The organism is Streptomyces sp. NPDC020845 (genome assembly GCF_044334165.1).
GTDB lineage: Bacteria > Actinomycetota > Actinomycetes > Streptomycetales > Streptomycetaceae > Streptomyces.
The window spans coordinates 150,930-162,228 of record NZ_JBIRSJ010000008.1 but is presented as its reverse complement, the minus strand read 5'-3'; the positions used below and the strand labels follow the sequence as shown (position 1 = coordinate 162,228).

The following is an 11,299-nucleotide window of genomic DNA, read 5'->3' as shown; positions in this document are numbered from 1 at the left end:
CGGTTTCGCAGCTCCGACCAGGTCTGTTCCGGCGCGGGACGCTTGCGTAGCAGCTCGGATGCGGCCGCCGCCCGCTCGCGCAGGGTGGGTGTGCGCCACCAGAACAGCTACACCCCCTGAACATCACTGCCCCGTCACACCAGGCCTTGGTCGGCCTCGGACTCGAATGGGCACACTGAACAGGCGGTGCAGCCCGGCGGATCGACGCGGATCGGCGAGGATCGACGCGGATCGGCGGGGGCCGGGGGCCCAAGGCGCCGTCTGCCCCTCTCACCTGACCATCTGCCAGGGACAGACTCCGCCGGCCACGTATCGCGCCGACGGTACTGCCGGTCCCCGCCCGCTCCCGGCGGAGGCGCCTCCGGAGGAGAACATCCTCCGGCGCCAGTTCGTGTTGAAGTCCTGGCGATACCGTTACCAAATGTTGCCCAGTTCTTCACCTGGCGCCGTCAACGTCCACGCACGTGAAACACTCCCCATCTCTTCCTCCAGCGCTGAGCGCGGCGACGCGTCGACGTTTCCTCACAGTCACGGGTGCCGCCGCCGGGCTTGCCCTTTCCGGCATGCTGCCCGGGATCAGCCCCGCCACCGCCGCGACCACCTCCGCCACCAAGCAGGACCCGTTCACGCTCGGGGTCGCCTCCGGCGACCCGCTGCCGGACGGTGTCGTGCTGTGGACCCGTCTCGCCCCTGACCCGCTGGCGCCCTTCGGCGGCATGGACCAGCGGACCTACTCGGTCCAGTGGGAGATCGCCGCGGACGAGCGCTTCAGCCGGGTGGTCCAGCGCGGGACGGCGAAGGCCGCACCCGAGTACGGCCACTCCGTGCATGTGGACGTCCGCGGCCTCGAACCGGCCCGCGACTACTACTACCGCTTCCGCACCGGCGGGTTCGTCAGCCCGGCCGGCCGGACGAAGACGGCTCCGGCGCCGGACCAGCTGCTGCCGAGCATGACCCTCGCCGTCGCCTCCTGCCAGGCCATCTGGGAGGGCTGGTTCACCGCCCACCGCGACCTGGCCGCCCGCCACCACGACGTGGTGCTGTTCCTCGGCGACTACATCTACGAGTTCGGCAACGACCGCGGCGTCCGCCCCGGCGACGACGACCCGCTGCGGACCCGTCAGACCGTCACCCTGGACGAGTACCGCCAGCGTTACGCGTACTACAAGACCGACCCGGACCTGCGGGCGGCGCACCACACCGCCCCGTGGATCGTGGTCTTCGACGACCACGAGGTCGTCGACAACTGGGCCGACCGGTACGCCGGGAGCACGCCTACCGACGAGTTCCTGGTCCGGCGGGCCAACGCGTTCCGCGCCTACTGGGAGAACCTGCCGCTGCGTGCACCGCAGTTCCCTGCCGGTCCCGAGATGCAGCTCTACCGCCGCCTGCGGTACGGGCGGCTGGCTGAGTTCTCCATGCTCGACACCCGCCAGTACCGCAACGACCAGGTGAACGGCGACGGCGTCAAGGCGCCCAACGCGGCCACGGCCGACCCCAGCCGTTCCATCCTCGGCTTCCCCCAGGAGAGATGGCTGCTCGACGGCCTCACCGCGTCGCAGTCCACCTGGAACGTCCTCGGCCACCAGACCGCCATCACTCTCCTCGACACGGTCTCCGGCCCCGGCGTGGCCGTCCCGATGGATGCCTGGGACGGGTACAGCGCATCGCGCGACCGCCTCCTCGGCGGCATCGACGAGCGCGGCGTCCAGAACGTGGTGAGCCTCGCCGGCGACCTGCACCGCACGGTGGTCAGTGACCTCGCGCTCGACTTCACCGATCCGGACTCGAAGGTCGTAGCCACCGAGTTCGTCGGCACCTCCATCTCCTCGGCGCGGGACGGCGAGGACCTGGACGCCGGCGGGCGGGTGCTGCTCGAGGAGAACCCGCACATGAAGTTCGGCAACTTCCAGCGGGGCTACATCAGTTGCGAGATCACGCCGGACCGCTGGATGTCCGAGTTCCGGGTGTGCGACCGGGTCACGGTGCCCGAAGGCACCGTGAGCACCCGCACCAAGCTCGCCGTCGAGAGCGGCGTCGCCGCCATTCAGCAGGCCTGAGAAGAGGAACGACCATGAAGAAGACCCTGACCGCCGCCGCGGCCGCGGGCGTGCTGACCGCCGGCGTGACCCTCGCCGCTCCCGCCCAGAACGCCGTCGCCGCTGCGGGAGGCAAGGCCCGCTCGAACGTCGTGATGTGGGCCTCGCCCGCCGCGGTGTCCGCCAGCGAACTGCCGTGCCTGCCCACCTCGATCGCGGTGACCTTGACCAACACCGGCACCGAACCGGTCTTCGCGGACGCCACACTGAAGGCCGAGGCACCGCTCGTCCTCTCCGACACGCTCTTCCAGACATACCTGCCGCCCAACAACCCGGCCCAACCGGTGACCAAGTCGTTCGGAGTGCTCGTCCCGCGCGGGACGAAACCGGGGACGTACGACGTCACCGTGACCAGCGGCAAGCAGAAGGAGGTCGTCCCGGTCACGGTCCAGCCGGTCCCCGAGCGCGGGCCCGGGGCCAACCTCGCCTACGGCGAGCAGGCCATAGCCTCCTCCACGCACGGCAACTTCACCCTCTGTGGCGCCGTCGACGGTGACAAGGACCAGAGCCACTGGGACACCCTGACCGGCTGGAACGACGCCACCCGGGACGTCTTCCCCGACTGGTACGGCGTGGAGTGGCCGACGGTCCAGACGGTCGACCGGGCCGAGCTGTGGACCAAGACGCCCGCCGCCACGAGCGGCATCCGGGACTTCGACATCCAGGTCCGTGACGGCGACACCTGGCGCACCGTCGCGCAGGTCGTGGGCAACACCGAGGAGCACGTCGTCACCACGTTCCCCGCCGAGCAGACCGACGCGGTACGCGTGTTGATCCACTTCGGTGGCAGCAACTACTCGCGCCTCGTCGAACTCGAGGTCTACGGCCCGCAGTAGAACCCGGGCACGACGCCGGGGCGTCCCGCCTGTTGACCCAATGGGCTGGGGCGTCCCGGCGAGGATGGCACGGTCTGTGTCGGTGAAGGTCGGCTTGCCGAACCGGCCTTGCAGGACCAGCAGTTGGTGCCGGAGTACGAGGATCTCGATGTCCTTTTCTGTGTCGCTCATCGGCAGGAGGCGTAGCAGCGCCAGCGCGTTGGTCGCGACGAGGTAGGCCAGGCGCAGCAGCACGGCAGATCGTGATGCCGCCGGGGTCCTGAGCAGGTGAAGGCACCTGGGGTGAACGTTGAGGGGAACCGGAGATCCGTGATCAGCTGCCGACCTGCGTGGATGATTTATCGGCACCCGCATTGCTTGTAGAGGTGGGCGAACTGAGCCTCGTGGGCAGACACCGCCCCTCCCCAGGGCCTATACCAGCAGCCGAATCGACGGTGCTTCCGCATCAACTGCCATCTCCGTCTTGCACTCTCCGCAATACACGGGGCTGGGGCGCCGCACATTGGTCTGGATCGAGCCCTTGCTTGACGTCTCCTGATGTGGGCAGTAGCAGCCGTAATGCAGGCGGACCCATGAGCTGAGCGGCGTCGCTTGCCCTCCGCGTTTGGCGTCCTGGAACGGTGCCCACCAGAAGTCGACCGTGGACTTCAACGTGAGCCGGTCATCCTGGCTCGTCACGTCGAACGCCGCGATCCGTGCTGCCGTGAAGTGGTGCTCATCCCGGCCGCTCACGCAGACAGCCCGCTCGGCTCCCCACTTCAGTACCGTCGTCCGGCCCACTCGCTCGCAGACGAAGCAGTCCAAGCTCAACTCGATCGTTCGCTCCCAGAACAAGCGATCACGGTGAGTCTGCTCCACTCCCGACAGAGCCGCACTGATCTCAAGGCTGCGCAGCATTGGGTGATGATCGCATATCTGACGAGTAACGGGGCGTTCATCGAAAGCCTGAAGATCCTGCGCAGGGCGGCGTCTGCGGTTCGTGTCCGGGCGGGAAGGCCAGCCCCTTTTGTGAGGCGAGTCCACCCGCGCGGCGTCCGCCGAGCTGGCCGCCGATGCTGGCGGCCATTTCGGCTGCGGCTGCGGCGGCGTTGTTCAGTGGTGGCAGTCACGATGGCGGTCATGACCACCACTGAAGCTGTGATCGCCGATAACACTGGGTACGCGCAAGCGGTCGAGACGGCGGTGAAGGCCGCGGCCGCCTACTACGGGGGCGGGGACAGTGCACTGGACGACGACGCGTACGACCGGCTGATACGGGTGATCACTGCCTGGGAGACGGACCACCCCAAGCGCTGGAACGGAGAATCGGTCGGCCGGTTCAGGCATGGAGCGTGGAGCCGAAGCTGGATGGCCTTGCGATAGCCGCGCGCTATCGCGACGGCCGGCTGGTGCAGCTGATCACTCGCGGCAACGGGACAGCCGGGGAAGAAGTCTCGCACGCGATCGGCACTCTCAAGGGTCTGCCCGGTCAGCTGGCCGAGCCGGTCACGGTGGAGGTGCGGCGTGGCATCGCGACCCGCTACGACAAGATCGCCGAGTCCTACCAAGCGGGCGGCCTGGGCGAGGTTCGATTCGGTACGGCCGTGCCCGATAGGGGCGCCGGGATCAGCGGCGCACTTCGCCGCGCCCGCTTGGCGCCGTAACCCGAATAGCAGTGGCCGCGCGGGCTCGGGGCCACATACGCTCGCCTCCATGGTTGACGCAGCTTTCGGGCATCCGCGCCTCGCCGCCATCTACGACCCACTCGATCCGGACCGCAGCGATCTCGACGCGTATCTCGCGATGGCGGAGGAGTTCGGCGCGCGGTCCGTGCTGGACATCGGGTGTGGTACGGGCGTGTTCGCGCTGCTGCTCGCCGAGCGCGGGATTACGGTCACCGGGATCGATCCCGCGCGGGCGTCCGTCGACGTCGCGCGTGGCAAGCCGGGCGCGGAGCGAGTGCGCTGGCTCGACGGCGACGCGGGGGACCTGCCGCCCATGCAGTTCGACCTGGTGACGATGACCGGGAACGTCGCCCAGGCGATCGCCGATCCGCAGGCGTGGCGTACGACGCTGCGCGGCGCGTACGAGGCGCTGCGGCCCGGCGGGCGGGTTGTCTTCGAGACGCGCGATCCGGCGCAGCGCGTGTGGGAGGAGTGGGCGGAGTGGACGCGCGAGACCACGTACCGCATGACGGACATCCCGGGCGTCGGCCACGTCGAGACCTGGGCCGAGCTGACGGACGTGAGCCTGCCGCTGGTGAGCTTCCGGGGTACGCACGTGTTCGCTGCGGACGGGGACGTACTGACCTCGGAATCGACACTTCTCTTCCGCGAACGTACGGAGATCGAGCGGGACTTGCACGAGCACGGCTTCATCGTCGAGGACGTACGCGACGCACCCGACCGGCCGGGCAGGGAGTTCGTGTTCGTGGCGCGGCGCGGTACCGTGGAGCCCGTCCCTCCCGGAATGCCCTAAGGAGCGTGCGCACCACACAGCGCCGGGCAGACGGAATTTTGAAGACACTCCCTGGTCCCCGCAGCTGCGCTGGCTTGATCGCGTCGCTCGCCCGCTGTCGGCGTCTCCTCACAGACAACCCACAGACATCTCGCCCCGTCCTAGACGAGTCATTCCGATGTGATCAGTGGTCGTAGGCGATCAGGGATCGCATGACCGGCTGTCCGGTCTTGTGGTTGTGCCAGATCGCCGCGGCCAGCGCGAGGACGCGTTGAGCGACGCGGACGGCGACGCCTTCGAAGGTCCGGCCGCCGTGCTGTTCCAGGTTGAGCTGGCCCTTGAGGGTGTCGTTCACCGACTCGATCAGCTGCCGCACCGACTTCAGCAGCGACTCGCCCTTGCGGCGTTTCTCCCGCTTGAACGACGGCCGCAGCAACGCCGCCCCGCGCAAGGCCAGATCAGCCTCGAACTCCTTGGAGGCGAAGCCCTTGTCCGCGATCATCAGCAGGCCGGGCCGGCCGGTGACCGCATCCGGCTCGCGGTCCAGCATCGCCATCAGCACCTCGCGCTCGTCCAGCTTCGGGTTCGCCAGGGCCCACAGGATCGGCATGCCCGTCGGGGTGCACACCAGATACAGCCGCAGGCCCCAGAAGAACCGCGAATGGCTGGCGCAGTACCCGTATCCGGCCCAGCCGGCCAGGTCCGACCGCTTCACCGTGGGCCGCGAGCGGCCGCACTCCACCGGGGTCGAGTCGATGATCCAGTGGTTGTCGAACCAGAAGTCGGTGTCCGTCGCAAGGAGCCGTATCGCGCGCTTGACCAGCGGCAACGCAGCCCTCAGCCGTTTGTTCCAGCCCGGCTGCTTCGGTACGTACGGGAACATCGCACCCAGCCGGGAGTGGACGAACCGCAGCCACCTGGACTCCGAAGCGAAGCCCAGCATCGCCTGGGCCACGGCGAGACAGACGAGCTCGGAGTCCGTCAACCGCGGAGGCCGCCCTAGTGCTGCGCCGCAGAAGTTCCGCTGATGGCCATTGGCTCGTTGACCGGGCATGGCGCTTGATCCTGATGACCGGGGTGTGTTGGAGGACCGGGTACGCGCGCATACCGCCCCGCAGCGCGTGACCGGTCGCGCGCACATAGTTCTGCTGGCTGCTGGAGGTTGCCCGGCCTGGCGGATAGCGGAGATTGTCCGGGTGGATGTCTCCACGGTGGTGCGGTGGCGCGACCGGTATGCCCGGGAGGGGATGGCCGGGCTCGATGACCGGCCCCGTTCGGGCCGACCGCCCGTGTACGGGCCGGAGGTTCGGCTGCGGATCGTGGCGACGGCCACGAGCACGCCGCCCCACCCTTATGACGGCTGGTCGCACCGGCTGATCGCCGAGCACTTGGCGGACACGGGCATTTCCGCCTCCCAGGCGGGGCGGATTCTCGCCGCGCTCCAGGTCAAGCCGCACCGGGTCCGCGGCTGGCTGACCCGGCCCGCCGACCCGCAGTTCTTCACCAAGGCGGCCGAGGTGTGCGCCCTTTACCGCTCCTATCCGCCGCGTTCAGTGGTGCTCTCGGTGGACGAGAAGACCGCGATGGCCGCCCGCTCCCGCAAACACCCCGACCGGCCGCCCGCCCCCGGACGGGTGCGCCGGCGGGAGTTTGAGTACATCCGCCACGGCACCGTCTCGGTCACCGCCGCGCTGGATGTGCACACCGGACAGGTCGTCGTGGAGGAACTGCCGCGCAACGACTCCGCGCACTTCATCCAGTTCCTGGCCCGGCTGGAGAGATGCATTCCCGCTGGGCTGACGGTCCATCTGGTCCTGGACAACGGCTCCTCGCACACTTCCAAGGCCACCCGGGCCTGGCTCGCGAAGCATCCACGGATCGTGACGCACTACACCCCCAAACACGCCTCCTGGCTCAACCAGGTGGAGATCTTCTTCTCCCTCCTTGCCCGCGCCGTCCTGCGCCACGGGGACTTCTCCTCCCGCGACGACCTGCTGGAGAAAGTCACCGACTTCACTGTTGTCCACAACGAGACCGCTCGCCCGTTCCGTTGGAACTACGAGGGCCGGCCCCGCCAGACTGAGGCTGAGAGCGCCGTCGCTGCGAAGGAACCGTGCCATGCCTGCTGAGTCCGTCCTGCAGATCAAGGTCACTCTGGCCGACATCCGCCCCCCGATCTGGCGGCTGCAAGTCCCGGCCGACCTCACACTCGATCGCCTGCACCTGGTGATCCAGAGAGCGATGGGCCGGGAGAACTACCACATGCACCTCTTCGAGACTCTGGCCGGCGACTGCGGGCGCCGCGACAGCGAGCCCGGCCACCGCGACGAACGCAAGGTCCCGCTCTGCGCGGTCGCGCCCGCCGTCGGGGACAAGATCAGCTACACCTACGACTTCGGTGACGACTGGGTGCACCGCATCGAGGTGGAGAAGGTCCTGCCCCGGGATCCGGGAACGGCCTACCCCCGCTGCCTGACCGGCCGCCGGGCCTGCCCACCGGAAGACTGCGGCGGCCCGTGGGGCTACGCGAACTTCACCGAGGCCATCGCCGACCCCGGACACGAGGAGCACAACGAACTCCTGGAATGGGTCGGCGGCGCCTTCGACCCCAGCCACTTCGACATCGAGGAGATCAATAAGCGCCTTGCCGTCCGATAGCGATCGGCGGACAGGAACTTCCACGACGCAGCACTACAGGTGAATTCCTGCGGCCTGAAGGTACTCGCCTCGGTCGTCCTTCAACATCCTGTCCAGGTCTTCTTGGAGCGCCTGTTGGATGTGAAGTGGTAGCTCGTGCATGGGGTGAAGTCCTGCAGCGAGTTGCAGCCACTGTTCGAGCACGTGGCCGACGTGAGGCTCATCGCCACCCACGTCGTTGACGTAGGGCCATGTTGCCGCTATCTGCGTTGCTCCTATCCGTGCCAGTTCCGCCATCCTCGGGTCGGCCAACGGGTAGGTCAGGCTCACCTTCCAGCGACCACCCGCTGTGGGGACAGCCTCATGGATTGTGATGCCGTCTCGCTCGGCTAACTGCTGGAGCCTTTTGGACTGACGTGACATGTACCAACCTTGCAGTCCTCCGTAGCCCGTGTCTATAGCGAAGGTCCCGCTCTGCGCGGTCGCGCCCGCCGTCGGGGACAAGATCAGCTACACCTACGACTTCGGTGACGGCTGGGTACACCGCATCGAGGTGAAGAAGGCCCTGCAACATCAACAAACGCCTTGCCGCCTGATGGCCATCGGCGGAACTTCCGCGGCGCAGCACTAGCCATCGGGTATCTCCGATCTCGTCGTCGATCTTCACGTACAGTGCTGTGAGCAGGGTGTCCAGGTCGCTTGCCACAGAACGATCTTGGACACCCTATTTGCGTTCCCGGGCACCCTGTCGACATTGAGATCATGTCTGTTTGGTGGTGAGGTCGGACTCGTGGCGGCTGCAACCACCACGCCGTCAGCCCCTACCATCGACTTGAGGATGGCAGGCGCCAGTTGGTCGAGGAGCACGAGTAAGCCCTGCTGGCCATGTCCCAGCACCGCGCTGAGCGGCCGTGGTGTCACACACCAATACGACCACTACCCTCACATTGGAGCGACGCCGATCAGCGCCGAAGCCTGCAAGGCTTCATCGGTGATGGCCTGGGCGATACGCCGGGCCTCGTCGGGGTCGACGGCCGCCACTGCCGCCGCGATGCTCACCAGCACCAGTTCCATGATTGCCGCTTGCATTGCCGCTTGGAAGGTCTCGTTGTGGGTGATGGGATGGGCAATGCGCTCGGCCTCGCGGGCGATGCGCAGGGTCTCGTCGGGGTCGACAGCCGCCACCGCCCCCGCTACGGAGGCCAGCGCCAGCGCCTTGCCTGCATTATCGCTAATGGTCTGGGCGATGCGGAGGCCCTCGCCAGCATCGACAGCCGCCATCGCTTCCGCTACGGAGGCCAGTACCAGCGACTTCTGGTCGGCGCCAAACCTCGCCAGTAGCAGGCCCCCCAAGGCGTTGTTGGTGAAGGTGTGGGCGATGCGCTCGGCCTCGCGGGCGATGCGCAGGGCCTCGCCGGCATCGACAGCCGCCACCGCTGTGGCGATGGTCGCCAGCAGCAGTGCCTTGGATCCGCTGTCGGTGGTGAACTGGGCGATGCGCAGGGCCTCGCCAGCGTCGACAGCCGCCACCGCCATCGCGACGTCAGTCAGCGCCTTCTCCTTCTTCTCCGTGTTGGTGATGGTCCGGGCGGTGCGCTCGGCGTCGCGGGCGATGCGCAGGGCCTCGTCGGCATCGACGGTCCCTATCGCTGCCGCAATGCCGGCCAGCACCAGCGCCTTGTCCTTCCGGTTCCTTTGGCTGTTGCTTCCGAAGACGTTGGTGATGGTGTGGGCGGTGCGCTCGGCGTCGCGGGCGATGCGCAGGGCCTCGTCGGCATCGACGGTCCCTATCGCTGCCGCAACGCTGGCCAGCGTCTGAGCCTTGTCCTTCGTGTTGGTGATGGTGTGGGCGGTGCGCTCGGCGTCGCGGGCGATGCGCAGGGCCTCGTCGGCATCGACGGTCCCTATCGCTGCCGCAACGCTGGCCAGCGTCTGAGCCTTGTCCTTCGTGTTGGTGATGGTGTGGGCGATGCGCTCGGCGTCGGCGGCGATGCGCCGGGCCTCGTCGCGGTCAACGGCCACTGCCACGCCTGCAATTTCAGCCAGGACCTGCGCCTTCGTCGTCTTGTCGGCGATGGTCCGGGCAATGCCCAGGGCCTGTTGAATGTTGCCGGCCCATGCGCGGAGTGCGCGAGCGGCGTTGTCCGTCTCGGGCGGCTTCGGCGGCGGGGGGTGGGGGCTGGGGCCGTGCCCGGTACGGCTTTCGAGCCGGCGGAGTGCCTGAGCGAGTGCAGAGGCGCTCGCGTACCGCTGGCCGGGTTCCTTGCGCAGCAGGGTCAGCACAAGCTCGTCCCACTCGGGCGGGATACCGGCGGCTACCGAGCTGGGCGCCGGTGGCTCCTGGCTCAGGTGGGCGGTGAGGTAGCCCACCGCGTCGGGGGCCTCGAACGGCAGCCTGCCGGTGATCAGTTCGAAGAGCAGACAGCCGAGGGCATACAGATCACTGCGCGCCTCCGGGAAACCACGGGCCTGCTCGGGAGCCATGTACGGGGGTGTGCCCACGATGAAGCCGGTCTGGGTGAGGTGGTTCGCCGTCGCGCTGGGGTCGGCCGCCCGCGCGATGCCGAAGTCGAGGACCTTCACGGTGCTGGCAGTCGTGATGAGGACATTCGAGGGCTTGATATCCCTGTGGAGGACTCTTGTCTCGTGCGCGGCAGCCAGGGCGTCACAGATCTCCGCGCCCCATCGGGCCGTGTCGGGCAGGGCGGCAGGGCCACGGCGCAGGACTGCGTCGAGCGCCTCGCCCCGAAGAAGCTCCATCACCAAGAACGGCGCCCTGCCGTCCTCGGTGTCCGTCTCTCCGAGGTCGTGGACGGTCACCACGTTGGGGTGCTGCAGCGCGGCGGTGATCCGAGCCTCGCGCAGGAACCGGGCGCGCGCCTCGTCGCCCCTGCTTCCACCACCGACGAGCAAGGCGATCACTTTGACTGCGACGAGGCGTCCCAACGTCTCGTCACGCGCCTCCCAGACCTGCCCCATCCCCCCTTCGCCCATCTGCCGTAGCAGGCGGTACCTGCCCCCGAAAAGCTGATCCCTCACCGCCGCGCCCCCCGTAACCGTGTCACGCCAGACACCCACGCCCCCAACGTTCCAAACGCCAAAAGCTCTCGACAAGAGGGCTTACCGCAATCCGGATCAACCTGTGACGCTCGGAAGCCGCCTTCTGGGCAGTAAGGGCTCGTCGGACGGCGGCGTCACATGGGGCATCGTACGGAGCGAGAGCGCACGCATGCCGGAGTTCTTGGGATTCCGCGACCATCCAGATGTCAGACGATGCGCAGACAGCCGCGC

Annotated in this window: 10 protein-coding genes and 1 pseudogene; 7 read left to right on the top strand and 4 right to left on the bottom strand. The window is 68.0% G+C overall.

The genetic code is table 11. The annotated features are described in order from the left end of the window. Positions 1–563: 563 nt before the first annotated feature. Together ACH4U7_RS21965 and ACH4U7_RS21960 are read left to right on the top strand one after the other, a co-directional pair. Positions 564–2,060, top strand: a complete 1,497-nt coding sequence (locus ACH4U7_RS21965; protein ID WP_398529543.1) for an alkaline phosphatase D family protein — start codon at positions 564–566, stop codon at positions 2,058–2,060. A 14-nt stretch (positions 2,061–2,074) separates the two neighbouring features. After that, positions 2,075–2,935, top strand: a complete 861-nt coding sequence (locus tag ACH4U7_RS21960) for a hypothetical protein (protein ID WP_398529542.1) — start codon at positions 2,075–2,077, stop codon at positions 2,933–2,935. A gap of 411 nt (positions 2,936–3,346) precedes the next feature. Here the strand turns inward: ACH4U7_RS21960 and ACH4U7_RS21955 are convergent, their stop codons facing one another. Further along, entirely contained in the window at positions 3,347–3,832 is a 486-nt protein-coding gene (locus tag ACH4U7_RS21955) for a hypothetical protein (protein WP_398529541.1), read from the bottom strand. 213 nt (positions 3,833–4,045) lie between these two features. Between ACH4U7_RS21955 and ACH4U7_RS21950 the strand changes: the two are divergent. Together ACH4U7_RS21950 and ACH4U7_RS21945 are read left to right on the top strand one after the other, a co-directional pair. After that, a pseudogene (locus ACH4U7_RS21950) lies at positions 4,046–4,437 on the top strand (NAD-dependent DNA ligase LigA); the annotation flags it as partial. Positions 4,438–4,627: 190 nt separating this feature from the next. Then, complete coding sequence (locus ACH4U7_RS21945; RefSeq protein WP_398529540.1) at positions 4,628–5,392, top strand: class I SAM-dependent methyltransferase; 765 nt, start codon at positions 4,628–4,630, stop codon at positions 5,390–5,392. 163 nt (positions 5,393–5,555) lie between these two features. Here ACH4U7_RS21945 and ACH4U7_RS21940 read toward each other — a convergent pair whose 3' ends face one another. Next, positions 5,556–6,425 (bottom strand): IS982 family transposase, encoded by an 870-nt coding sequence (locus tag ACH4U7_RS21940; protein ID WP_398529539.1) that lies wholly within the window; start codon positions 6,423–6,425, stop codon positions 5,556–5,558. Between ACH4U7_RS21940 and ACH4U7_RS21935 the strand changes: the two genes are divergently transcribed. Together ACH4U7_RS21935 and ACH4U7_RS21930 are read left to right on the top strand one after the other, a co-directional pair. Further along, the gene (locus tag ACH4U7_RS21935) at positions 6,424–7,500 is read left to right on the top strand and encodes an IS630 family transposase (RefSeq protein ID WP_398529538.1); all 1,077 of its coding nucleotides are present in this window, start codon (positions 6,424–6,426) and stop codon (positions 7,498–7,500) included. The two genes, ACH4U7_RS21940 and ACH4U7_RS21935, sit on opposite strands and share 2 nt — an antisense overlap. Beyond that, positions 7,490–8,029, top strand: coding sequence for a plasmid pRiA4b ORF-3 family protein (locus ACH4U7_RS21930; RefSeq protein ID WP_398529537.1), 540 nt, complete (start codon positions 7,490–7,492; stop codon positions 8,027–8,029). Before ACH4U7_RS21935 ends, ACH4U7_RS21930 begins: the two co-directional genes overlap by 11 nt. A 33-nt stretch (positions 8,030–8,062) precedes the next feature. Here ACH4U7_RS21930 and ACH4U7_RS21925 read toward each other — a convergent pair whose 3' ends face one another. After that, positions 8,063–8,431: a hypothetical protein gene (locus tag ACH4U7_RS21925; protein WP_398529536.1), complete on the bottom strand. Its 369-nt coding sequence runs from the start codon at positions 8,429–8,431 to the stop codon at positions 8,063–8,065. Between the two features lie 28 nt (positions 8,432–8,459). Here ACH4U7_RS21925 and ACH4U7_RS21920 point away from each other — a divergent pair, with 28 nt between their 5' ends. After that, positions 8,460–8,639 carry a hypothetical protein gene (locus ACH4U7_RS21920; protein ID WP_398529535.1) on the top strand — a complete coding sequence of 60 codons (180 nt, stop codon included), beginning with the start codon at positions 8,460–8,462 and terminating at the stop codon, positions 8,637–8,639. 311 nt (positions 8,640–8,950) lie between these two features. Here the strand turns inward: ACH4U7_RS21920 and ACH4U7_RS21915 are convergent, their stop codons facing one another. After that, positions 8,951–11,047, bottom strand: coding sequence for a serine/threonine-protein kinase (locus ACH4U7_RS21915; RefSeq protein WP_398529809.1), 2,097 nt, complete (start codon positions 11,045–11,047; stop codon positions 8,951–8,953). Positions 11,048–11,299: the final 252 nt, after the last annotated feature.

Excerpts from the sequence above, each read along its gene's own strand:
- ACH4U7_RS21965 (WP_398529543.1), top strand. The coding sequence starts at position 564 with ATGCTGCCCGGGATCAGCCCCGCCACCGCCGCGACCACCTCCGCCACC.
- ACH4U7_RS21960 (WP_398529542.1), top strand. The coding sequence starts at position 2,075 with ATGAAGAAGACCCTGACCGCCGCCGCGGCCGCGGGCGTGCTGACCGCC.
- ACH4U7_RS21955 (WP_398529541.1), bottom strand. The coding sequence starts at position 3,832 with ATGCTGCGCAGCCTTGAGATCAGTGCGGCTCTGTCGGGAGTGGAGCAG.
- ACH4U7_RS21945 (WP_398529540.1), top strand. The coding sequence starts at position 4,628 with ATGGTTGACGCAGCTTTCGGGCATCCGCGCCTCGCCGCCATCTACGAC.
- ACH4U7_RS21935 (WP_398529538.1), top strand. The coding sequence starts at position 6,424 with ATGGCGCTTGATCCTGATGACCGGGGTGTGTTGGAGGACCGGGTACGC.
- ACH4U7_RS21940 (WP_398529539.1), bottom strand. The coding sequence starts at position 6,425 with ATGCCCGGTCAACGAGCCAATGGCCATCAGCGGAACTTCTGCGGCGCA.
- ACH4U7_RS21930 (WP_398529537.1), top strand. The coding sequence starts at position 7,490 with ATGCCTGCTGAGTCCGTCCTGCAGATCAAGGTCACTCTGGCCGACATC.
- ACH4U7_RS21925 (WP_398529536.1), bottom strand. The coding sequence starts at position 8,431 with ATGTCACGTCAGTCCAAAAGGCTCCAGCAGTTAGCCGAGCGAGACGGC.